Origin of the sequence: Bacteroides oleiciplenus YIT 12058 (genome assembly GCF_000315485.1) — a bacterium.
Classification (GTDB): domain Bacteria; phylum Bacteroidota; class Bacteroidia; order Bacteroidales; family Bacteroidaceae; genus Bacteroides; species Bacteroides oleiciplenus.
The window spans coordinates 1-24,369 of record NZ_JH992943.1 but is presented as its reverse complement, the minus strand read 5'-3'; the positions used below and the strand labels follow the sequence as shown (position 1 = coordinate 24,369).

18 protein-coding genes and 2 riboswitches are annotated in these 24,369 nt (G+C 43.3%); of the genes, 6 read left to right on the top strand and 12 right to left on the bottom strand.

The features are described 5' to 3' along the window. Window positions 1-51: 51 nt before the first annotated feature. Window positions 52-405 (bottom strand): DUF2023 family protein, encoded by a 354-nt coding sequence (locus HMPREF9447_RS16675; RefSeq protein ID WP_009130925.1) that lies wholly within the window; start codon window positions 403-405, stop codon window positions 52-54. A 22-nt stretch (window positions 406-427) separates the two neighbouring features. Beyond that, a complete protein-coding gene (gene fldA, locus HMPREF9447_RS16670) occupies window positions 428-934 on the bottom strand; it encodes a flavodoxin FldA (RefSeq protein ID WP_009130924.1) in 507 nt (168 codons plus the stop codon). 221 nt (window positions 935-1,155) lie between these two features. Between fldA and HMPREF9447_RS16665 the strand changes: the two genes are divergently transcribed. Both HMPREF9447_RS16665 and HMPREF9447_RS16660 read left to right on the top strand, forming a co-directional pair. Further along, on the top strand, window positions 1,156-1,401 hold the full coding sequence (locus HMPREF9447_RS16665) for a hypothetical protein (protein WP_148374843.1): 246 nt from the start codon (window positions 1,156-1,158) through the stop codon (window positions 1,399-1,401). Next, window positions 1,401-1,745 carry a type II toxin-antitoxin system RelE/ParE family toxin gene (locus tag HMPREF9447_RS16660; RefSeq protein ID WP_009130922.1) on the top strand — a complete coding sequence of 115 codons (345 nt, stop codon included), beginning with the start codon at window positions 1,401-1,403 and terminating at the stop codon, window positions 1,743-1,745. The genes HMPREF9447_RS16665 and HMPREF9447_RS16660 overlap by 1 nt, the downstream gene beginning before the upstream one ends. Here HMPREF9447_RS16660 and HMPREF9447_RS16655 read toward each other — a convergent pair whose 3' ends face one another. The 4 genes from HMPREF9447_RS16655 to nrdD all read right to left on the bottom strand — a co-directional run bounded on the left by HMPREF9447_RS16655 (window position 1,746) and on the right by nrdD (window position 8,062). Continuing rightward, window positions 1,746-2,948: an MFS transporter gene (locus HMPREF9447_RS16655; RefSeq protein ID WP_009130921.1), complete on the bottom strand. Its 1,203-nt coding sequence runs from the start codon at window positions 2,946-2,948 to the stop codon at window positions 1,746-1,748. 50 nt (window positions 2,949-2,998) lie between these two features. Next, window positions 2,999-5,419, bottom strand: a complete 2,421-nt coding sequence (locus HMPREF9447_RS16650) for a sensor histidine kinase (protein ID WP_009130920.1) — start codon at window positions 5,417-5,419, stop codon at window positions 2,999-3,001. A gap of 104 nt (window positions 5,420-5,523) precedes the next feature. After that, on the bottom strand, window positions 5,524-5,985 hold the full coding sequence (gene nrdG / locus HMPREF9447_RS16645; protein ID WP_009130919.1) for an anaerobic ribonucleoside-triphosphate reductase activating protein: 462 nt from the start codon (window positions 5,983-5,985) through the stop codon (window positions 5,524-5,526). After that, window positions 5,969-8,062 (bottom strand): anaerobic ribonucleoside-triphosphate reductase, encoded by a 2,094-nt coding sequence (nrdD, locus tag HMPREF9447_RS16640; RefSeq protein ID WP_009130918.1) that lies wholly within the window; start codon window positions 8,060-8,062, stop codon window positions 5,969-5,971. The genes nrdG and nrdD overlap by 17 nt, the downstream gene beginning before the upstream one ends. Before the next feature lie 128 nt (window positions 8,063-8,190). After that, window positions 8,191-8,409: riboswitch (cobalamin riboswitch) on the bottom strand. Window positions 8,410-8,500: 91 nt separating this feature from the next. Continuing rightward, a riboswitch (cobalamin riboswitch) is annotated at window positions 8,501-8,705 on the top strand. Between the two features lie 123 nt (window positions 8,706-8,828). On the opposite strand from nrdD, the gene HMPREF9447_RS16630 reads away from it, so the two are divergent. Together HMPREF9447_RS16630 and HMPREF9447_RS16625 are read left to right on the top strand one after the other, a co-directional pair. Then, window positions 8,829-10,514 carry a putative transporter gene (locus HMPREF9447_RS16630; protein ID WP_009130917.1) on the top strand — a complete coding sequence of 562 codons (1,686 nt, stop codon included), beginning with the start codon at window positions 8,829-8,831 and terminating at the stop codon, window positions 10,512-10,514. Window positions 10,515-10,641: 127 nt separating this feature from the next. Next, a complete protein-coding gene (locus HMPREF9447_RS16625) occupies window positions 10,642-11,514 on the top strand; it encodes a pyridoxamine kinase (RefSeq protein ID WP_009130916.1) in 873 nt (290 codons plus the stop codon). A gap of 50 nt (window positions 11,515-11,564) precedes the next feature. Here HMPREF9447_RS16625 and sucD read toward each other — a convergent pair whose 3' ends face one another. Beyond that, on the bottom strand, window positions 11,565-12,440 hold the full coding sequence (gene sucD / locus HMPREF9447_RS16620; protein ID WP_009130915.1) for a succinate--CoA ligase subunit alpha: 876 nt from the start codon (window positions 12,438-12,440) through the stop codon (window positions 11,565-11,567). After that, the gene (gene sucC / locus HMPREF9447_RS16615) at window positions 12,437-13,585 is read right to left on the bottom strand and encodes an ADP-forming succinate--CoA ligase subunit beta (RefSeq protein ID WP_009130914.1); all 1,149 of its coding nucleotides are present in this window, start codon (window positions 13,583-13,585) and stop codon (window positions 12,437-12,439) included. Before sucC ends, sucD begins: the two co-directional genes overlap by 4 nt. A gap of 355 nt (window positions 13,586-13,940) precedes the next feature. Here sucC and HMPREF9447_RS16610 point away from each other — a divergent pair, with 355 nt between their 5' ends. Beyond that, window positions 13,941-17,951, top strand: coding sequence for a hybrid sensor histidine kinase/response regulator transcription factor (locus tag HMPREF9447_RS16610; protein ID WP_009130913.1), 4,011 nt, complete (start codon window positions 13,941-13,943; stop codon window positions 17,949-17,951). Between the two features lie 43 nt (window positions 17,952-17,994). Here the strand turns inward: HMPREF9447_RS16610 and HMPREF9447_RS16605 are convergent, their stop codons facing one another. From HMPREF9447_RS16605 to HMPREF9447_RS16600, 3 genes are all read right to left on the bottom strand, one after another. Next, window positions 17,995-20,934 (bottom strand): PAS domain-containing hybrid sensor histidine kinase/response regulator, encoded by a 2,940-nt coding sequence (locus HMPREF9447_RS16605; protein WP_187389041.1) that lies wholly within the window; start codon window positions 20,932-20,934, stop codon window positions 17,995-17,997. A 433-nt stretch (window positions 20,935-21,367) separates the two neighbouring features. Further along, window positions 21,368-21,463, bottom strand: coding sequence for a smalltalk protein (locus tag HMPREF9447_RS28510; RefSeq protein ID WP_009127739.1), 96 nt, complete (start codon window positions 21,461-21,463; stop codon window positions 21,368-21,370). A 56-nt stretch (window positions 21,464-21,519) separates the two neighbouring features. Further along, entirely contained in the window at window positions 21,520-22,020 is a 501-nt protein-coding gene (locus HMPREF9447_RS16600; RefSeq protein ID WP_009130911.1) for an HU family DNA-binding protein, read from the bottom strand. Between the two features lie 229 nt (window positions 22,021-22,249). Between HMPREF9447_RS16600 and HMPREF9447_RS16595 the strand changes: the two genes are divergently transcribed. Then, on the top strand, window positions 22,250-22,486 hold the full coding sequence (locus HMPREF9447_RS16595) for a DUF4248 domain-containing protein (RefSeq protein WP_009127735.1): 237 nt from the start codon (window positions 22,250-22,252) through the stop codon (window positions 22,484-22,486). A gap of 113 nt (window positions 22,487-22,599) precedes the next feature. Here HMPREF9447_RS16595 and HMPREF9447_RS16590 read toward each other — a convergent pair. Next, the coding region (locus tag HMPREF9447_RS16590) for a VapE domain-containing protein (RefSeq protein WP_009130910.1) at window positions 22,600-24,369 on the bottom strand (1,770 nt) is incomplete at its 5' end.

Genomic DNA, 24,369 nt, shown 5'->3' with positions numbered 1-24,369 from the left:
CCGCAGGCATTCTTAACAAAAAACAACTAACTAAACACATGCAAAGTTAAATCAAGCGCACCGTACTTTTCTTTCACAGTACCGTTCACATTGAGCACATATATCATAACCCAACATTGCTCCGAGTATGAAATCCTCTTCGGGCGAAAGCTTATTCAGAGGCTGTTTCACCAAAAGTCGGATAGCTTCTATACATTCCTTACGTCCGAAGAAAAGGTTTATCCTACCGTTTCCTACGGGCTGGATAATGTAACTTATCTTCTGGTCGGTCAGGCGCTTCACGGCAAAAGCTTCATACTTCTTGTTTGTAGTATAAAGTACCATCTGGCGTACTCCTTTCTTAAATTCGTAGATGTGGTTCAGGAATACTTTCAATTCTACCGGGTTAATGTCAGATATTGTCATAAGGCTATGGAATAAGAGAAAATTATGCCAAGTGATTTTTTATGTCGTTCACCCAAGCGTCGATACGCTCTTCCGTCTTATCACTTTCGTTGATGTCATCAAGAGCGAGTCCGACAAACATGCCGTCGATCACTGCAATAGAAGAGGAGAAAGAATAATCTTTAGCAGACACTTTACCGACGATGGTACAACCGGAATCTTTGATATCTTCGTAAATGATACCGATACCATCGCAGAATGTATCACAATAAGATTCAGAATCACCACATCCGAAGAGGGCAATTGTCTTTTCTTTCAGGTCTGAATCCTTCAATACTTTGACGCCATCATACCAATCGTCCTGCAATTCACCGTCGCCCCAGGTTGAAGTTCCTAAAAGCAGAGCTTCATATCCTTTCACCATATCGGCATTCATTTTGCTGACATCGATTACATCAGATGCGGGGACACCAAGCTTAGAAGCGATTGTTTCGGCAATGCCTTGCGTAGTTCCCGTTGAGGAACCATAAAATATTCCTATTTTTTTCATACTATAAAATGGTTTAATTTGTACGGTTGCAAAGTAACGGTATCAGAGGGGTTTATGAAATACCCACAAATAATGAAATGTTTCTTTGTACCTAACCACTTATAGGTATGATTGATGAGATGGTTATTGAATTACTATTGGTTCTCCCAGAAACAAATGATAATCTACTAGGAATACAGAACTTTTATTTATCTTTGTATGGACTTAAAAAGAAATCGATTATGAACACTTTAGAATTGGAGGCTTATAAAGCTGAATTAGCCAGGGAAGTGTTGAACATCAATAACCAAGAGGTGCTCGATACCATAAAAGACGTCATACGAAAAGGTAAAGATCTAACCAACACTCCCTATCGGATGGGCGTTAGAGAAGCCCGAAAACTGTTGCAAGATTCTGAAAAGAGATTTGAAGAAGGAGAGTATGTCAGCGAAGAGGAGATGGAAGAGTTTTATAATGCACTGCAATAATGAAAATACAATACGACATTGAAGCAAAACGCCAAATAGGTGAGATTTTCAAATATGGGAAAATGAAATTTGGTGTTCAGACTGCTCTAAAATATAAAGAGAAACTCAGAGAAAAAATAAGCACTTTAAAACAAAATCCTTTAATTGGTAACATTGAGTGGTTGTTAACCGACGAGGAACATGAGTATAGGTTCCTATTAGTGAAACCATACAAAATAATATATTCCATAAAAGGAGATATTATAAGGATTCATCTTTTTTGGCATATCCATCGAAACCCTGATATATTGAAAGACTATCCTATAGGGGTTTGTGAGGAAGTATCTCCTTATGGAAAGATGTAATTATTGACTCTTCTTTTTCAAATTAGGCAAGAACCAAGTCACCAACCCCAGTAAAGGCATATAAGCGCAGACATTATAAACCGCTTCAATACCGAATTTATCTGCCATATTGCCCAATACGGCAGAGGCAATACCTGCTACTCCGAAAGCGAATCCGAAGAATAATCCGGAAATCAATCCCAGCTTGTTGGGTAGTAATTCTTGTGCATATAATAAGATGGCGGGGAAAGCAGATGAAAGCGTCAGCCCGACACAGAAACTCAATATGATTGTTGCAATCAATCCCACATGAGGCATCAGCAAACTGAATGGTGCAGCTCCGAGGATAGACCCCCAGATGACATATTTCCGTCCGACACGGTCACCGATAGGACCGCCCAGCAATGTCCCGATAGCTGTGGCCACAAGGAATACGAAGAGATAGAGCTGTGAATCCTGCACGCTTACCCCGAATTTATGAATCAGATAGAAAGTATAATAGCTGCTGAGGCTTGCCATATAAATATACTTCGAGAAGATTAGTATGAGTAGTATAGAAATGGATAGAACCGTTTTATCCATTGGCAGAGGCATCTGCATATGTGGCTGGAGAGCGATGTGGTCACGTTTCAGCCGGGTTATATAACCTTTATACCATTTACCAACGGGAATCATCACTATGATTGCTATCACAGATAAAATAGCAAACAGTGCAATGTTATGCCTGCTGTAAGGTGCAACTATCAGCGCCACCAATAACGGGCCAAGTGATCCTCCCAAGTTTCCACCCACTTGGAACAGTGATTGTGCCAGTCCTCTTCTGCCTCCGGAAGCAAGGGAAGTTATGCGCGATGCCTCCGGATGAAGTACCGATGACCCTATACCTATGATGAATACGGAAAACAACACCCAATAAAGGTTGTTGGCAAATGCCAGGTTCAACAATCCTGTCATGGTGAATAACATACCCATCGGCAGCGTCCATGCAAACGGACGTTTATCGAAGAATAACCCGAATACCGGCTGAAAGACGGATGCAGACATTTGATAAACCAGTGTTATTAATCCGATTTGTGCGAAGCTCAGTGTCAAGTCTTCCTTAAAAAGCGGATAAGTGGCGGTAATCACCGATTGCAACAGGTCGTTCAGACAATGTGAAATACTTAATGCTATCAATATAGGATAAGCAATAGAACTGACCGGACGTTGTGTATTCTTTTGCATGATTGTTGCGCTTTAGTGTAAATTGGGCGCAAAGATACAAAATAAAATGATTAATACGGATGTGTAAACCAGAAGCATGAACCTTCCCCTTCGGTCGATTCTACCCCTATTTTTCCTCCCATCTGTGTGACAATGCTTTTGCAGATGGAAAGTCCAAGTCCCGTACCTTGCGCAAAGGTGTTCAGTTTCACAAAACGTTCGAATATGTTGTCCAGATTCTCTTTGGGAATTCCGAGACCCGTGTCGCGCACATAGAATTTAATCTCCTGAGGCGACGTTTGTTCGTATCCCAAAGCTATGCTGCCTTGCCTCGTAAACTTCAGTGCGTTGTTTATGAAGTTGGTGATGACTTGCGTAAACCGGTTTTTATCCGTATGGATGTGACATTCGGGCATATACTTCTCAAAAGTCAATTCAACATCTCCTTTCACTTTCATCTGCATGGATTTGATGATTTCCCTACAACAATCGTTTACATCTACATCCGTATAAACAAAGTCGAAGGTTTCAGCTTCTATCTTCGAAAGATCCAGAATATCGGAAATCAGTTGTAAAAGCAACTCATTGTTTGCTTCGACTATTTTTATGTATTCCTGGCGTTCCTCCCTGTCATCCGTTTCTGCCAGAAGGCTGGAAAAACCGACAATAGAATTAAGCGGAGTGCGTATCTCATGGCTCATATTAGCCAGAAAGGCAGATTTCAGACGGTCCAGTTCCTCTGCTTTATCACGGGCAATGATTAGTTTCTGTTCTGTTTCTTTCAGAGGTGTAATATCGTAATTGATACACAGCATTTCAATGATTCCATCCTGTGGACGATAATCTCTGACCATTACATTTATACTGGTCCACGAATATTTCCCATTTCCTCTATTTACACGCACCTCTTTGCTTAGGCTGGTGTTTTTTCCTTCCTTCACTCCGCGTACAAAAGTCATCAATACATCCCGGTCTTCCGGATGTACATGCGAATAGACACCGATAACCTGCGGCATGGGAGTATTTTCTTTTTCTCCTAAGTTGCGGTACCATGTATCTTGTGCATAACCATCCCTTGTCATTATATTGAAATGGGCAAAGCCTACTTTGGCATAGTTGCCAATTAAAAGGAATAAATTTTCAAATTCCTGTATTTTGGTGTGTGCAGTCGTTGTCTCTGTTGTATCTATATTAATAAAGAGATAATTGATGAATTGATTTTGAGAGTCATAAAGAGGAGTTACCCTTGTGGTCAGGTTGATAATGTCCCCTCTATGACTTTTCACATATTTATCAATCTTCGAGAAATCATAATTGATTGAGAAATCCACGTTTTCCCTGGCTCTTAGTTTTTCTTTTACATCCTTCGGTATATTAGGATTATCGAATAAGGAGACTCCCAACGCCTCATTTTTATCGGATAGACCGAATATCTCGATTTCTTTATCATTCATATCCACCAGATAACCGTCCTTATCGTATAGCTCGATGCCTACGGGCAGGTTTTTATAAATATTGCGAAGAATTTTTTCGCTATGGTCCAATGCCTGACGGTCCTCATTGGCCTGCAGTTCCGCTTTGCGCAACTGGAGGCAGATACTTATGATGTTTCCTAAAGATGAGAACCACTGATGGTCTATATTGCTCCAGTTGCGATGTGTTCTCACCATATCTATACCCATATATCCCCATACTTTATCTTTGGATAGAAGCGGAACCACCATTACTGATTTAATATCTTGTGCTTCCAATGTATCCCGATAAACCTGAGCTTCGGCGGGCATATCATTCAACGTATTGAGAATGATTGATTTCTTTTCTGAAATTTGTCGGTCCCACCAAAGAGAATCATCCCAGGCCACATTCTGCAAGAACTCCAGTTCTTCAGATATTCCTTCTGCTGTTGCTTCATAAATGCAACTCTGCACCTTGTTTTCACGGTCTATTTCGAAAATATAGGTACGGTCTCCTTTGATTTGTCTAAGGAGATCATCCAGAATTTTATTGATAATCTCTGTGATGTCATCCGACTGCAGGAAAGCGAGTAGTGAATGGGAAATATTGTTTTGCTGATAAAGCAAGCTGTTTACCTGCAGAAAGTCGATGGGGGTATTCGTTTCTTCGGTTTGCTTGTCTATACATTGCAAATATCCTATGATATTTCTATATCCTTCTTCATCCGGCTGTTTATAGCTGATTTTAGAATATACCCATACCTCTCCATCTTTTGCTTTAATGGGAAACATCTGCTCGTAGGTTTCTATGTTCGTAAGCGAAAAGAATTCGTTTCTGAGACGTTTCCGGTGGTCTTCCCGTATTCTTCCGTGGAAATCTTCAAAGCTGATCCGATCGCTTTCGAGTCCAAGCAAGTCTATGATAAAGTCTGAACAGATATACTGACGATTCTTCAGGTCTGATTCCCACCATCCCATTTGGGCCATTTGCGCAATTTGGCGATATTTATCACAGTCAAAGTTTGGCTTCTCTTTCATAATTTTTTTGCTCCTGTTTCTATACTCCTATTAAAATCTCAGTGGGCAAATATAGAGATAACTTTTATATTTTGGTGGTTTTGTTGTAAAAAGAATGTTTATACCTATCTAAACCGATATGTAATATCATTCATTTTCCCCTGTAGAATCTTGTAAAGCCTTTGGTTGGTCTTTTCAGATTTTAGACCACCACAACTTTCTATGTACGGTCCGAGTTTGATATACTGAAAGTTCTGTGTGGAGAATTCTGCGGGTAATTCCGACTTTCCAGAATACCAGCCGACTTTTACCGAAGCAATCTGCTGCTTCTGGAGAAATTCAGCCAAATGTGCTATGTCATAAGGAGCGGCATCTCCACCCATGAAACAAACGCATGTAACGGCCTTTCCGTACTTCTGTAAAAGTACGGAAAGGCTTTCTTCTGTCAACGGTTCTCCAATGTTCTTTTGCAGATAAGGACTGTGGCAACCTTTGCACCTGTTCGGACAATTGGATAGGTTGATTGCCAATGTCACCTCATCCGGTATCTCCTGGAAAACGATGTCATAATCAGTGTACTTCAGCATAATATCTTCGGGCAGCCTCCTTTTGCCGGGCTTGAGAGAAATTGCTGATTCGTTTCATGTAGCCAATGACGCGGGTCAGATAATCCACGTTCTGGCTATGACATTCCGGACACTCTTTCAAGTATCTTTTGTCAATGTGGTTGCATTTATTGCAAACCGTGTTAGGTATATTGAAAGTAAAGTAATTGCAGCCCTCAGTGGCGGCCACCCGAAGTAATTGTCTGTATTGCTCTTTGCTCAAATGCTCTTCCAGGTTCATGTGGAGTGCCGAACCACCCGTCAGGTGCTCTATGTACCTGTGTCCGTGCAGACGGAACTTATCTATAATGTTCAGCGACTCATCTTCTACAATGTAGAAGTAACTGTTATAGCAATCGCGGAAGGTCTGGAAACCGGCTTCTTTGTCCCATTTGGCATGTTTCACACCTACATTCTCTGCCGGTATCATTTCGCAGTTGAAGAGTATTTCTTTCGTTCGATATTTCTTGTTGTATTTCTCTACAATTCCCAGAATTTCCTGCACAAAAGCTTCATATTTAGGATTATCGTTGATTTCAATTCCCATGAACTGGGCGGCTTCCACCAGCCCGTTTACACCGATTGTCAGGTATTGGCGTCCCATATTGATGTACCCGGCATCAAACAAGGGTAACATTCCTTTGCTTTGCAGATGCTTTAAGTTTTCGTTATAGGCCAGTTGTACCTTGTGTACCAGATCTACTACCTCTTCAAGGAAGAAATGATAAAGCAATCCGGATTTCACTGCATGCTGGATGCAACGGTTCAGGTTGATAGTCAACACACTTTTTGATCCGGTAGATACGCCGCCTGCTCCCAGGGTATAACTAAATCCGTTATCCTGTATTTCATTACGCAAACGACAGCAGCTACTTAACGAGTCGGCGTTATTACTCATATATGTAAAGAAAGAGTGCCCTTCCACATACATTTCAGCCGTGAAGTCACCGTATTCCTTATCCAATACATCTCCGTCTTTGGTTAGCAAAGCCATTGTTTCCACGGGGAAGGTAAGAACGGCTTTGGTACGTTCCTTATTGAACCACTTCATGAAACGTTTTTGTAACCAGCTCAATGATTCCCAATGAGGAGCGTTTCCGTCAGGGAAGACAAAATGTTCGAAAAGACTGTTGAAATAATATTTGTCGTAGTATGCCACATTCCAGAACACTGCCTGAAAGTTTCTGGCACCGGTAGGCTGGTTGATGGAATATACTATTTGCTCAAAGCAGTCGGTGATGATCTTGTCTATGGTTCTTTGTTTGGTAGACAAATCGGCAAGTTGTTCCGGATGCTGGTAGTAATCTTCTCCAAACTCCTTTTCTATAAAGTAATTCATGTACATCAGGAATTCCGGAGTGGCACAGGCGCCGCTGAGCATACTCGATACGATAAATACCATATTGATGAATCCTCCACAGAAAGACTTCAGATTAGTGGGTGCAGTGGAGTTACCGCCTATGGATGCAGTTCCGCCTATCAGCCACGGATACATGGTGATACTTGCGCAATAGTTGGCAAGATTGGTTTCATCATTCTTGTATATGAAGTGTTGGTTCAGCAATTCGATGTAGCGGTCTGAAAGTTCCTTGCCGTACATGTCCTTCAGACGGTCAGTCAGCAAACGGCGGTTCAGACGGATAAAGTTCGATTTGGGGAGTTCGCCTATCAGTGTGGCTATATTTTTGTTTTCCACATTGGCGTTAGCGTCATACTTACTACCAGTGGCAGGGTTGGAGGCATCGCAGTAATCCATCAGGAAGCGGAGTTTGTCGCGTACTTCGCGGTCTTCCAGATGTTTCTGTCTGTATAGCATGAACGCTTTTGCTACACTGTAATAATGTTCAGCCATCAATGCCACTTCTACCTGGTTCTGTATATCTTCTACACTGGTTCCATCACTGATGTTCACGCGGCTGAGTATGTTGGTGATAACGTCCTGTGTGGCGAAACTACCTACCGATAAGAATGCTTTGCTTATTGCATTTTTGATTTTGTCAAGCGAGAAAGCTTCTTTTTTACCATCTCTCTTGACGATGAATGTTTCCGAATTAATCATACCTGTATTTTAAGATTTAACAAACAAATATTCTTTGTTCAGCTATATTAATCATACGGCAAAATACGGAGACAGAGTAATAAAATGAATCTTGAAGGATGCATCTATTGCTTTTCACCCGAAAGCCTGAATGATTACAGATATCGGCAGGTCTTCTGACTTGTTTCCGTTGTGGCGCCTTCCCGGTCTTTGCACGACCAGTGGCTAAAGAATGCCACACTCTTTTCTCCACATGGTAGGGAGATGAAACTTACAGCTACGGGGATAGTCCCTGATTTTCACAGGATTCCCTTTTAATTCCGTTTCACGCTTGCGGTGATTTGGAAACCGTTATCGCTGACAAAGTTAGAAATAAAATCTATAATCCAACGGATGATAGGAAAAAATATTCCCGGCTTACATTTTTTGTTTTAAAAAGGATGTTCAATGATAATTTCCGCTATCTTTGCCCCGAATTGGTTTCGGATGAACGTTTTCCGTCATTCGGATTAAAAGGGAATCGGGTGTAAATCCCGGACAGTCCCGCTGCTGTGAAACTCCATAACTTTCTGATAAATACTTTTGCCACTGGCTGTGAATTGAAGGCCGGGAAGGAATCAGAAGGGGAGTCAGTCAGAAGACCTGCCATTCGTTAAAGACTGTTTCCACTCGTGGGATTAGGGGAACAGTGCGCAAAGAATAATTGTTTTTTTATAATTCATGCGAGAGGGGTGCCTGATGAAAAAGGTATGTCTATGTTGTGGTATAATTATATATGCTTTAAATTATGGAATTATTAAGTAACCTGTTTGAAGGATACCCGGATCTCTGGGGTGGTGGAGTGGCTCATTCCGTGTTGATTCTTTCGCTTGTGATAGCATTTGGCATCATGCTGGCTAAGGTCAAAGTCGCGGGAGTTTCATTGGGTATCACATGGATACTCTTTGTAGGTATTGTGTTCGGACATTTTAATATGACTTTGAATGAACACCTGCTTCATTTTATGAAGGAGTTCGGATTGATACTGTTTGTTTACTCCATAGGTTTGCAAGTGGGGCCGGGGTTTTTCTCAGCTTTCAAGAAAGGCGGGTTGACTTTGAATCTGCTGGCTATGTTGGTAGTCTTTCTTGGGGTGGTTATCACGATTATATTGCATTTTGTCACGGGCACGCCTATCACCACTATGGTGGGCATTTTGTCGGGTGCCGTTACCAATACTCCGGGTCTTGGAGCCGCCCAGCAGGCAAACAGCGATTTGAATGGTGTGGATGCGCCTGAGATAGCATTGGGATATGCAGTCGCTTATCCGTTGGGTGTGGTGGGCATTATTTTGTCGTTAATAGCTTTGAAGTATATCCTGCGTATCGATACCAAAACGGAAGAAGCGGAAGCCGAGCGCGGATTGGGACATTTACAGGAGCTCACTGTACGGCCTATATCGTTGGAAATCCGCAATGAAGCTATCGACGGAAAGAAGATAAAAGATATACGTCCGTTGATGAACCGCAATTTTGTGATTTCGCGTGTGCGGTATAACGACGGACAGGAAACTGAGTTGGCAAATTCTGATACAGTATTGCATTTGCATGATAGAATCCTGATAATTTCTACTCCCAAGGATATTGAAGCGATTACTGTCTTCTTCGGCAAACAGATTGACATGCAATGGGAACAATTGGACAAAAAGCTGATTTCCCGCCGCATCCTGATTACCAAACCGGAGCTGAATGGGAAGATGCTTTCGCAATTGAAGATACGTAATAATTTCGGTGCCAGTATCACCCGTGTGAATCGTTCGGGGGTCGATTTGGTAGCTGCTCCACAGTTGCAGTTACAGATGGGCGACCGTGTTACTATCGTAGGTAGTGAGTTGGCGGTGAGCCATGCGGAAAAGGTGTTGGGGAATTCAATGAAGCGCCTGGATCATCCGAATCTGATACCTATATTTCTGGGTATAGCATTGGGGTGTATTCTGGGTAGCACCCCTTTTGTATTCCCGGGGATTCCGCAACCCGTAAAATTAGGGTTGGCGGGCGGACCTCTTATCGTTTCCATTCTGATCAGCCGTTTCGGACCTCAATATAAGTTAATTACCTATACTACTATGAGTGCCAACCTGATGCTGCGGGAGATTGGAATTTCTCTTTTCCTGGCCTGTGTCGGACTGGGTGCGGGCAAAGGTTTTGTAGAAACAGTGATTTATGACGGCGGTTATGTCTGGGTAGGATATGGTGTCATAATCACTATCGTTCCGTTACTGATAGCAGGCCTTGTAGGGCGGTATGTCTTTAAACTGAATTATTATACGCTGATCGGGGTATTGGGCGGTTCAACCACCAATCCGCCGGCATTGGCGTATTCCAATGACTTGACCTCTTGTGATGCGCCTGCCGTGGGATATGCTACGGTTTATCCGCTTACTATGTTCTTACGTGTGCTTACGGCACAAATATTGATACTTGCATTAGCCTGACCTTTTATTTTTTAATATCTCTAAACATTTTCTCTTTAAGCTTGTTCTTTACTCCCCGTAAAGTTATCTTTGCGGGGATTTTTTGTGTGAAAGAAGAATGTGGTAGTATTGCGTAATAAACTCTAAGATGTACACAAATAAAGTAAAGAAAATAGCAGCGGTTCATGACCTATCGGGTATTGGACGCGTATCCCTCACAGTCGTTATCCCTATTCTGTCCTCAATGGGCTTTCAGGTCTGTCCCTTGCCGACGGCCGTACTGTCCAGCCATACACAATACCCGCAGTTTTCTATCCTTGACCTGACGGATGAAATGCCTCGGATTATTGCCGAATGGAAGAAGCTGGATATACAGTTTGATGCTTTCTATACAGGCTATCTGGGTTCTCCGCGACAGGTGCAGATTGTTTCGGACTTTATAGATGATTTTCGCCAGCCGGATGACTTGGTAGTGGTAGATCCGGTACTTGGAGACAACGGACGACTCTATACTAACTTTGACGAGTCTATGATTCGGGAGATGCGCCATTTGACTGCAAAGGCGGACGTAATTACTCCGAATCTGACTGAACTCTTCTATCTGATGGACAAGCCTTACAAAGCAGATAATACCGATGAAGAATTGAAGACCTATCTCCGGCTTTTGTCCGATGCAGGCCCGCAAGTAGTCATTATTACCAGTGTTCCCGTTCATGGCGAGAGTCACAAGACCTCAGTATATGCTTATAATCGGGTAGGAGACCGCTACTGGAAAATTACCTGCCCGTATTTGCCCGCGCATTATCCGGGAACGGGAGATACCTTTACGAGCGTCATCACCGGAGCCTTATTGCAAGGCGACAGTCTTCCCATTGCATTGGATCGTGCCACGCAATTCATTCTTCAGGGCATCCGTGCCACTTTCGGTTATGAGTATGATAATCGGGAGGGTATTTTGCTTGAAAAAGTACTGCATAATTTGGATATGCCAATCCAAAGTGCCAGCTACGAATTGATTTGAATGGGATAAGGGGCTGAATCCGCTTTCGGACCAACCCCTTATGAGTTATGTTATTTGTTTGGAAGTGACTCTTTTAATAAGACCGGAACTTCTGCCGGTTCTTTGGCTACTCGTATTCCTGCTGCTGTGAGTGCTGCAATCTTCCCCTCTGCCGAACCTGAACTGCCGGAAATAATAGCTCCTGCATGTCCCATTTGTTTTCCCGGAGGAGCCGATTGCCCGGCTATGAAGGCTACGACGGGTTTGGTCACGTGCTTCTTTATATACTCGGCTGCCAGTTCTTCTGCATTTCCGCCAATTTCACCAATCATGACGATGGCTTCCGTGTCCTCATCGTTCTGGAACATCTCCAGCAATTCGCGGAAGTAAAGGCCCACTACAGGATCGCCTCCCATACCGATGGCGGTGGACTGTCCCATGCCATTGACCGTAAGGTGGTAAACTATCTCATAAGTCAATGTGCCGCTGCGGCTGATGACTCCGACATTTCCTTTTTTAAAAACATTACCGGGCAAGATGCCTGCCAGACTTTTCTCCGGAGATATTAAACCGGGGCAATTGGGGCCGATAAGCATTGCACCTTTTAGTTGGGTGAAGCGATAAGCCTTTACTACATCAAGGGTGGGGATACCTTCGGAGATACAAATAATCAGTTTGATTCCCGCATCAGCCGCTTCCATAATGGCATCTGCCGCATGACTTGCCGGCACGAATATGATGGAGGCATTGGCCTGCGTCTTTTCTACCGCTTCGTACATGGTATTAAAAACGGGAAGTCCATCGATGGTGCTGCCGCCTTTTCCAGGAGAGGTACCGCCTACCACATGAGTGCCGTATTCTTTCATTTTCACAGCGTGAAAGTGCCCGTCTCGGCCTGTTATTCCTTGCACCAACAGGCGGGTCGATTTATCGATAAGTATGCTCATAATGTTTCTCCTTTCACAGATTTTACTGCCATCAGGGTAGCTTCATTCATAGTCTCCGCCACCTGAAAACGGTTGCTGTCCTTTAATAATTTCCTGCCGATATTTTCGTTGGTTCCCGTTAGCCTTACAATGACGGGTATGTCTGTTTGCAACTGGTCGAAAGCCTGTATCAGGCCGATGGCCACATCGTCACAACGGGTGATGCCGCCGAATATATTGATGAAGACAGCTTTTACCTTCGAATCATTCAACAGTATCTTCATGGCTTCAATCACTTTCACAGGATTTGAGCTGCCTCCGATATCCAGGAAGTTTGCCGGCGAACCGCCATAGAGTTTAATCATATCCATTGTGGTCATTGCCAGTCCGGCTCCATTCACCATGCAGCCAATATCACCGTCCATGCGTACATAACTGAATCCTCTCTCTTTGGCCGTAGCTTCCAGTTGTTCTTCCGGAGTCGGTTCAAAAAGAGCCTGTACGTCGGGATGGCGGTAGAGTGCGTTATCATCGAATACCATTTTGGCGTCGATAGCCCGCAGTGTGCCTTTAGCCGTCAATACCAGTGGATTGATTTCGGCCAGTGAAGCATCATTTTCTATGAAAGCTTTGTAGAGATCCTGTAGGATAGTGGTCATGCGTTTGGCCTGTTCCGCCTGTTTAAAGAGCGTGAATGCAAAACGTTGTGCTAGATATTTGGGCAATCCTATCAGTGGGTCAATGTTGCAGTGGATAATCTTTTCCGGAGTTTTACGGGCCACTTCCTCAATATCCATTCCGCCTGCCGCACTCATGATGAGGACGACTGAGCGAGCGTTACGGTCGATGGTGAAGCTGGTGTAGTATTCAGCCGCGATGTCTACGGCCTCACTAATCAGGATTCGGGTTACTGGAAATCCTTTGATGGTTATATTAAGGATTTCCTGAGCATGTTGCCTCACAAGTGTTTCGCTGTCTGCCAGCTTGACGCCTCCGGCTTTTCCTCGTCCACCGGTCAGCACCTGGGCTTTGATAGCTACTTTGTTCACTCCTAATTGCCGGAAAGCAGTCACTGCTTCATCGGGGGTACTGCATAACACGTGCTGTTCTACCGGGATACCATAACGGGAGAAAATCTCTTTTGCCTGATATTCATGTGCTTTCATGGACTATGGATTATGGATTACTGTCTATCATAAACAAACGGAAGGACTAAAATGTTGTCAAATAAGTGATTAATAATAATAAAAGAAAGAGGCCGGCAATTTTTTTTATAATGTTATTTACACGTAATTACTGAAATATTTCAGTAATTACGTTCTATTTTTATGAAAATCAGTTCTTTTTGTTTTTATGATTTATTACTTGTTATATTTTGTCATTTTAAAAATATTTCCAAGGTGATAATAAGTGAATTTTAGTACGAAAAAAAACGTTTTTTATCCTATGATTTTTTCTTCCTTTTTACGTATTTTTGCGTATTAATCTTGTATTTTAATGTGATAACACACACGAACCGTGATGAACAGGAGAAGATTCTATCAATTGAGAAACACCTCCGTGCTGTTTGCCATACTCGTATTTTTTACTCAGGTATGTGCAGCCCAAGCATATAGATACATAAACATGGAGGATGGGCTGGGTAGCCAGAAAGTTTACCGTATTCTGCAAGACTCTTTGGGATACATGTGGTTTCTCACTCAGGAAGGTCCGGACCGTTACAATGGTAAGGAAATCAAACATTACGAACTGACGGATAAAGGACAGAGACTTAATATGCAGTTTAGCCTGAACTGGCTTTATATAGCTGGTGACGGTGTTTTGTGGGGAATAGGGCGAAGAGGCCGCATTTTCCGTTATGAGCCGGGACGCGACCGCTTTGAACAGGTGTATATGCCTTCTCTGCCGGAGAAAGGAATTGCTTCACCGAATATCACCCATAGTTATATGGATCATTCCGGCCGTATATGGTTATGTAGTAAGGAGCAGATTACATTGTTTGACACCCATACAGAAAAGGCTTTCCGGTTGTCATGCGGCATAATCAGTAACATCACCTCCATAGAACAGATGGACGGGATGAACTTCTTCATAGGTACTGAATCCGGACTGTATCAGGCTATACTGGATGAGCAACGTATGTCACTCACATGCAAATCTGCCTATAATCTTCATATACCGGTAAGCGAGTTGTTTTTCTCGGATACCTTAAAAAAACTGTTTGTCGGTACTTTCAAACAGGGGATATGGATTTGTGATCTCAGTACTTCTTCGAAAACCAGTTCGGACAGAACCCTTAGCGATGTGAACGTCAAGCGGATTGTGCCCTTGGGCGAAAAGGAGGTGTTGATAGCTACTGACGGGAAAGGTATTTACCGAATGAATGTCGATTCATGCCATGCAGTTCCTTACATTGTAGCTGATTATACGATTCATAACGGAATGAACGGCAACAATATCAATGATGTGTATGTGGACGATGATGGCCGTATCTGGATTGCCAATTATCCCAGTGGTATAACCATTCGTGACAACCGCTATGGAGGGTATCGCTGGACACGTCATTCGGTTGGTAACCGCCAGTCGCTTGTCAATGATCAGGTACATGATGTCATTGAAGACAGTGACGGTGATCTCTGGTTCGGTACCAGTAACGGTATCAGTCTTTATAATTCCGGTACGGGTGAGTGGCATTCCTTCTTCAGTACTTTCGATCATGAGTTGGAAGATAAGAACCACATTTTTCTGACACTTTGCGAAATTTCACCGGGTATTATTCTGGCAGGTGGCTTCACTTCCGGTCTTTACCAGATAGATAAACGTACACTAACGGTTGATTATATCGCTTCTTCACTTTTTTTTCACCTTGATTTACGTCCCGATCAGTATATACGTGATATAAAGAAAGATTCGGAAGGCAATATCTGGTCAGGCGGTTTTTATAACCTGAAGTGCTTTGATCTGACAGGTGGAAAATCCCGTTTATATCCGGGATTGAGTTCCATCACTTGTATTCAAGAGAAGGATAGTTCCTCAATGTGGATCGGTACTTCGATGGGATTGTATTTGCTCGACAAGGTTTCCGGGAAGTACCGCAGCATTGATATGCCGGTGGAATCATCGCATATTTGTGCTTTGTATCAGGGAGATGACGGTGTGTTGTATATAGGTACCAGCGGTTCCGGCCTGGTACTCTACGATCCCGGAGAGGAAGCTTTTGCCCAATACTATACGGACAATTGTGCCCTTATTTCCAACAATATTTATACGATTCTTCCTAAACCGGACGGAGACTTATTGCTTAGTACGGAAAACGGGATTGTTCATTTCTCTCCTCGCAGGATGTCTTTCAATAACTGGACCCGAGAACAAGGGCTTATGAGTGTCTGCTTTAATCCCGGTGCCGGAATTCTGCATAGCAGCGGGCGCTTTGTCTTGGGAAGTAATGATGGGGTTATCGGTTTTCCTTCGGATATGCACATTCCGGTTCCCGCTTTTTCTCCGATGCTGCTCAGTGATTTGAATATATCTTATCAGGCTGTGTATCCCGGTGATGAAGGATCACCTCTGGAAACGGATCTCAACAATACAGAGGTCTTACGACTGAAGTATGGGCAGAATACTTTTTCATTGAGAGCTTCTTCTATCAATTATGATTATCCTTCCAATGTGTTATACTCATGGAAATTGGAAGGTTTTTATGAAGAATGGACAGCTCCTTCGGCTGACGGGCTGATGCGTTTTACCAATATTCCATCGGGTAAGTATATGCTTCATGTGCGTTCGGTGTCCAATGAGGAGAAATATAAGAGCTATGAACAGCGCAGTATGCTGATTATTATTTCTCCTCCACTATGGGCTACTCCGTGGGCTATAGCCGGTTATGTCCTGCTGGCGGTTCTGGTATGTGTGATTCTGTTCCGTATCGTCACGTTGAGAAAACAGAAGAAAGCGTCAGAAGAAAAAGCACGTTTCTTTATCAATACAGCTCATGATATCCGGACGCCTCTGACGTTGATAAAGGCTCCGTTGGAGGAACTACGGAATGGGGACATGGTGAATGAAGAAGGGAAGAGCCATGTAAGTATGGCATTGCGGAATGTGGATGTACTTTTGCGGCTTACGACCAATCTCATCAATTTTGAACGTATCGACACTTACTCATCCCGCTTGTATGTGTCCGAGTATGAACTGGGTTCGTATATGTCCGGCATTTGCGATACTTTCCGTTCGTATGCAAGTGTCAAGCATATCCGACTGGATTATGAGAGTCATTTCAGTTATCTGAATGTCTGGTTTGACAGGGACAAGATGGATTCTATTTTGAAAAATATCCTGTCGAATGCCATGAAGTATACGCCTGAAAATGGAAGTATTCATGTTTCCGCTTCAGAGTGTGAGGACAATTGGTGCATTGAGGTGAAAGATACAGGTATTGGAATTCCCCGCAATGAACAGAAAGGATTATTTCATGCTTATTTCCGGGGTAGTAATGTCATCAATCTTAAAGTGAGTGGCAGTGGCATCGGTTTGGCGCTGGTGCATAGATTAGTACAACTACATAGTGGTAAAATCTCTATAGAGAGTACAGCGGAACAAGGCACACAAGTAAAAATCGTTTTCCCTAAAGGAAACAAACATTTTCATAAAGCTACTATCACTCCCCAAACTCCGGAGCATCCCGCCACTGTGCCCGAAGTTATTTCTCCGTTTTCTCCATCAGTTACGCCCAAGCAGAATCCGGCTTCTTCGCAGCGTATCCTCGTAGTGGAAGATAATGATGATTTACGCATCTACCTGACAAATACGCTTGGTGAGGATTATCAGGTGCAGTCCTGTCTTAATGGGAAAGAAGCGCTTGAAATTTTGTCCGAGTTCAAGCCGCATCTTGTGCTGTCGGATATCATGATGCCGGAAATGTCGGGAGATGAATTGTGTGCGGCTATAAAGGGTAATATCGAGACTTCCCATATTCCGGTGCTTCTGCTGACTGCATTGGGAGATGAAAAGAACATGCTGGAAGGACTGAAAATCGGTGCGGATGACTACATAGCCAAGCCCTTTAGCATCAATATCCTGAAGGCAAGTATCGACCGGCTGATAGCCAACAGGCTTTTGCTGTATAAAAAGTATGGCAGTTCGGATTTTGAAAATGAAAAATGGCCGAAAGGATGCCGGGATACACTTGACTGGAAATTCATTGCTTCCGTCAGGGAAAATGTGGAGAAGAATATGGCTGATCCGGATTTTACGGTAGACATGCTTTGTTCACTTCACCACATGAGCCGTAGCAGTTTCTACAATAAAGTGAAAGCATTAACTGATTGTTCTCCGGCAGATTATGTTCGTCTCATCCGTATGCAGTGTGCTGCCCGGATGTTGAAGGAAGGGGAGTACTCTATCACGGAAATTGCGGATAAGACCGGGTTCTGCGATGCAAAATATTTCAGGGAAGTATTCCGGAAACATTTCGGAGTCAGCCCCAGTGAATATAGGGGAAAAGGAACGGCAGAAAAAGAAAATTCAGATTAAGGCAAGAAAATGAATAGCAGGAGGGTGGAGGCCCTCCTTGCTATTATATTGCTGCAATGTTTTGTTTGATCGTATTGTGGAGTTTTTCTTTCAGGATGTGTGCGTCAACCGGTTTGGGTACATAACCGTTGAATCCGTTTTTCATAACTTTTTCTTTATCCGAAGAGAAAGAATATGCCGTAACGGCAATAATAGGTACTGTTGCTGAGAATTTCCGTATCTCTCGTGCTGCTTCGTATCCGTCCATTTTGGGCATATTGATATCCATGATGATGACATGCGGCTGGAATTTCCGGTATAATTCTATGGCTTCTTCACCGTTCCAGGCATGCACCAGATCGTACTCTTTGTTAAGAATAGAATTGAACAGCAAGTAGTTGCTTTCATTATCTTCTGCTATCAGGATGACAGGTTTTTGCTGAGGTGCTTTGGGGGCAAGATCAACTTGCTGCTGTTTCTTCTGTTGTGCAACTGCTCCCGGCTTATATGGTACTGTAAACCAGAATGTACTGCCTTTGCCTTTACCCTCGGATTCTACTCCGATATGACCTTTCATCTTTTCGATAATGTTTTTGCAGATAGAAAGTCCCAATCCCGTTCCCTGAGTGAAAGTATTCACTTTGGTAAATCGCTCGAATATCTTGTCTTGGTCTTCTTGTGAGATACCTAAACCTGTATCTTTTACATAAAAATAAAGTTCTTCTCCACGGATTTTATAGCCGAATGTGATGCTGCCTGCCGAAGTAAACTTAGTAGCATTGACCAGCAGATTGATAAGTACCTGTGAGAGTCGGTTTTTTTCGGTTTGTACATGGCACTCAGTAACTCCGGGAATGAATTCCAGAACGACACCCGCTTTCAGCCTGCGTCGTACTGTACTCTCCACGTCTCTTGCCAATCCGTTCAGGTCAACGTTCTGGTAATTGAACTCAAGAGTATTTGCTTCTATTTTCGACAAGTCCAGAATGTCGCTGATAAGTTGCAGGAGAAGTTGGTTGTTATTCTCTATGATACTGATGAATTCTTCACGTTCTTGTTCATCCTCAGTGGCGGTTAGCAGGCTGGAGAATCCTACGATAGCATTCAGTGGTGTACGTATTTCGTGGCTCATATTAGCCAGAAATGCGGATTTTAGCCGTTCGGATTCCAAGGCTTTCTCTTTGGCTGTTATCAATGCCTTTTCTTGTCTCTTGCGTTCTGTGATCAATAGCAGCGAACCTACCAAGGATATCGGACATCCTTGCTCATCGTATTGGTCTACTACCGCATTGGTTTCCAGCCAGTCTATAAATTTCCGTCCTTCCACCTCGGTGATGATGCGGAACTCTTCTTTGGCATGTTGTAATTCTCCGGATACAAGATTCATATAGACTTGTTCCATGCGTTCCACATCTTCCGGGTGTATTTTCCGGAAGTATTCAGAAGCCTTTATGATGTGTGCCTGGGGAGTGGAACCTTCTTCTTTGGTAAAATTCATATGGGCCAGTACCTGTTCGGATTCACAAGTAATCATATCGCTTTTCAGATCCCAGCGCCAAGGAATGATTCGGGCCACGCTCAAGGTCATTTCCAGCTTCTTATTGATTTCCCGCAACGCATTTTCCGCTTCATTGCGTGCTGTGATGTCAACCCCGAAAATATCTATGGTGTACTTTTCGGACGACTGGCAGATAATGAACTCGTAAAAAGTGTGGGTCTGCTTGAAATAGTGTGTGAAGGTAATCGCTTGTTTTTCTCTGAATACCATTTGTATAAATTGAGGAAGACATTCAATCTGTGAAAGCGAATTCTTATTCGTATCATTATCCTCATTTACTGTAAACAAACTATTGAACAAGCTATTGCCGGCCTGGTATTTTATATCTGTTACCTCTCCCTTTTCATCGAAAGCCACTTTTGCCTGGGTATATGATATGGGCATGTTGCATACAAGGGTATTATGGGCACTGAACAGGGCTATTTTCTTTCGCTGAAACAAGTATATTATAAGCGCAATGACCACAAGTGAAAGCAGCAGAATTGTTCCGCTGATGATCCACCATTTATATTTTTGCCAAAATGTGAGTGGTTTATTCAAGAATATTGTATCTGACGGACAAAGGTCTGCATTCAGGCCACTCAATTTCAGTTGTGCATAGTTGACGAGCGGGTATGACTTTTTACTATATACGAATGGAATGTCACGTAGTTCTTTTCCCCGGAGCATTTCTTCGATAATGGCAGTTAATGATTTCTCTAATTCTGTTTGGTCATAAAAGTATCCACCAATGAATCCTGCTTTGTTGATATATGCCCCTCTCAATGCGAATACCGGTTGAGATGAAGATGCTACTAATTGAAAATCGCCGCTGATGAGTGTAGGCGATCCGAAAAGGTTTTCACGTTCATAGAACCAGGTAGAAAACAATATGCTTGTGGTCGGATCATCTTTCAGTAAGTATTCTTGCAGTCGCCTGCTGTTTTCTTCTTTACCTACCAGACGTTCGTATTTGATGTTCGGATATTTTAATGTAATGTACGAGTGTATCAGCCGGTCCAGTCGTTGATTCTGGTAAAGTTCGTCTGCCGCAAATACGATCTTCTTCATTTGGGGCAACATCTGTACCATCATGTCAATGGTTTCTTTATACATATTCGGGGCTTCGATAAATGTGAAGTTATATTGCTCTCTGATGTTGTTCAGGGGGAGGGCTTTGTTATCTGTCATATTTATGGAGTTTCCTGTGAAATAATATCCTCGTGGGGCATAGGTGTCTTCGTTGGCAATTAATACCATTGGAATGTCTCCCCATTCTTTTTGAATACGGTCTCTTAGAGTGAAGGCTATATTGCCTATGAGCACCAGGTAATCCGGCTTGTTTTTTTCATAACGCTGGAAGATTCCTTCTTCCATTTGGTTGTACAATGAGTCATTGCGGATAAATGTCCCATTTATATGCACTAAGTCGGCACTGACATCTTCTATTGAAGACGTTTGAAGCATAATAGGGTTTATAAGAGTCTGACTCCATGGGGCTCCTTCATTGTATGAGTTAATAATAAGTAGCCGATGTTGTTCTTTGGCTACGGCCGTATTGGATAAACTTAAGTGTAGTAGAACAAAACAGAGGCTGATTATATGTTTCCAGGATAAAAAAAGTCTCATAATCAATTATTAAGTGTTTTTTGTATTGAATTAATATTGGATATTGATACAAAAATACAAAAGCAAGTTTTTTTATACTTGTTTTCTGCATTGTATTAACTCTAATTAACAAACATTTCCCCTGTTATTGTTGTGAATTATAGTTTTATCATGTAAAATAATACTGGCTATATCTGAATTTCTGATAGGTTAGCCTTATTTACTAAAAATAAGGCTGTCTTGTTTTCGAAAACAGCCTTATTCACTTTTAGAGAGTATTTACTTTACCTTTTTACACATTCATTGCATTAGCACTCAGTGCCCCTACAATAGCCGAAGCTACCGCAATTACTACTTTGAGTATTTTATCCCAGATTGATTTTTTCATGCTCTTTCATTTTTAATTCTTTCATTTTTAATTTCCAAAGCCTTTGGCTTTGGATTCTATCCCAGTGGGTCTTCTTCCAGTCCTCCCTCTCCTGAGCCACCTCCTCCCGAAGGCTTGTCTTCCCCTGAGCCCGGCTTGCCTTCCAGAGCCGCTTTTATATCAAGGAATTCGATTCTCTCTCCGGCGCGTGTCGAAGTCAGATTGGGTTTTACACTGGTGGATGGGCGGAAATTGATCCGTACGCTTTTGATATTCTTTGCCGTACATTCCTTCTCTGTCTCCACCCCTGCGGTGCGTGCCGAAAGGCTGAATACCCCGAAGTCCTGTATATTCACGGAATGTCCGTTATACAAAGCCGTCCTCATCGCTTCCACAAAATTCGTCAATACACTCTTGATGTCTCCCAACGACAACGAACTCTTCTCTTTCATCTCATACGCAATGCTTTCCAGGTTTGCGCTCTGCCCCATGGTCACCAGACGCGGGTAATACATCATCGGCGACTGCTTGTCCCTCAGGTCCTTTCTGTGGACCGTCTTTTTAAATGGTACTGCCATAACTTTTTAATTTTTAATTATTATTTTTCCCTTCCTGCAGGTTGGTGATACAAAGATACGTTATCCGTATCTGTGGTTTTGTCGTACATTGTTGTCCTTGTGCTTGTATGATAAATATATGTATTCCAGATGATTATATTGTGACAGTCCTTTCTGTATATGGCTGTAAATTTGTACCTTTGAGTGGTAAAACAATTCCTATTTTATAATTCATAAATCATTCACTGACATGGAAAATCATTGTATCGAAGAACCCTTCGTCATTCGTTCCTACAGCAAGTCCGAACTTGCCCATTTGTATAATCCCGACATGCCCATTGTTCCCGCCATGCGCAAGATGCGTTACTGGATCAGCCGTAACCCTGACCTTCACAAGGCCATGTATCAGGCTGCTGAGTCTCCCGGCGACCATCGCTATACCCGCCGGCAGGTCCGCCTGATTGTGAATACGCTGGGGGAACCCTAATGACTGATACCCTCTTCTGAATTTGATTATAATGAAAATCCCGTATGATTGATACCATACGGGATTTTCATTATAATGCTATTTATCTTCCCTTTTCTACTCCTAAAAGAGCCTTAAAAAGGTAGTTGTCCTTCTTCCTCTTTTCCCCTTTCTTTTCCTTTTTCCTCCTTCTTTTCTTTGAACCCATTGTTTATTTCATCTTCCATCAGGTCCACCACTTCATACTCCGTGCTTCCCTGTTCGTTTCTTCTTGTCCGGAATCCATACTTTTCCAGGGACAGCACCAACGTCTGTGTCGTCTGCCTGTTCACCTGTATCTTCCCGTAGGTTGAAATCTTGCTGAGTATGGCTGCCGCCGGCATCCACTTCACATGCAGGTCTTCGGGTTCCGGCTTGCGGAAGTATACGAACAAGTCTTCCTCCACCGGGTCTTTCATGCGGTGCAGCTCATTGTGTCGGTTCAGCTCGTCTATTTCTCCGCCCTCATACCAATATTGGTATCCTTGCTGCAACAATGCGTAAGCCTGCGTATATATCCCTTCGTAATTGACCGGTGTGCGGTAATCCAGCGAGGTGACGGAGGAGGGGAGGAAGCGGCGGTTCCCGCCTATATCCTGCAGGCATTGTCGGCTGTTGGTGCTGGCAATGAACGATGCGTGGCGCACAAAGTTATAGGCCTGTATGTCGTACGCCTTGCGTTCGGTCACGCTCTCCTGGGTGATAATCCGCTTGAGTCCCGCCATGTCTCCGACTCTGACTCCTTCAAACTCTTCCATATTGATGATAACATGTGTACTGAGCAGTATCTGGTGATCCTTGTTTCCCGGGTCCACCATGCCGTTGCGGTAATACTCTTTCCATTCGGGTGGCAGCAATCGGCGTATCCAGGTGCTCTTTCCTTTTCCCTGTTCGGAGTAGAGGATGATGACCAGGTGGTTCACCGTGTCGTCCTGCAATGCGCCCGCCAGCATCCCCACGAACCACCTTCGGAAACTCTTCAGCCAGAACTCCCGGTCTTCGGTCTGCACGGTGTCCGCCAGCTCGCCGATGTAGTCTGTCACCCCGTCCCATGGTTTCAGCTTCCCGATGTAGTCCATGAAAGGATTGAAATCTCTTGCATAGGACGAATCGATGACCGCCTGTAGGAAATTTCGGAAACACTTGATTCCTGCCAGTTGGAGTTGCAGGAATATGGAGTTGAAACTTCTCGCCCTCATGGGCCGGAACTTTCCTTTCCATTTCTCCTCCTTCTCATTGAAGTCGCGGTATTCCAGTCGGTCCAGTATCACGTTCCTTCGTATGTCATAATGTGTCTTTAGGAAATCGAGCACCTGATTGATGGTATCCGTTTTCTCTTCCTTGTGCATGGCAGCTTCCGTGGTCTTGTCGGTATAGATGTATGCGTTGTGTATGGGCGTACCCGCATTGAACCCGTCACTTCCGAACTTCTCCTGCGCCAGGCGTATCACTACGCTTTCTTCCAACCCTTTTGCATAACACTTATTTCCCAGTGCGAACATGAAACTGTCCCTGTTTCCGGGTTCAAACTTCGACACTCTCTTTACCGCGAGCACTGCCTTGTTGAATTCCATCTTTTCCCACGGCTCGGCTTCCACTTTATCACTTTTACCACCTATCACCTTATCATCACTCACAGCTCTCTCCTTTACCACCTTATCACTTATCGCCTTACCACTTTTCTTTCTTCCTACCTGTGGCTTTTCGGGTGGAACAATATCTGTCAGTGTCTCGTCCATCTCCTTCAGTAGTTCTTCGTTCAGATAGGCTTTCTCATCGTAGGATGTGAAGAATCCTCTTGATATATCTTTCCCACTTCCGTCCACTTCTACGCCGAGCAACTGTTCATAGTATTCCTTGCAGGC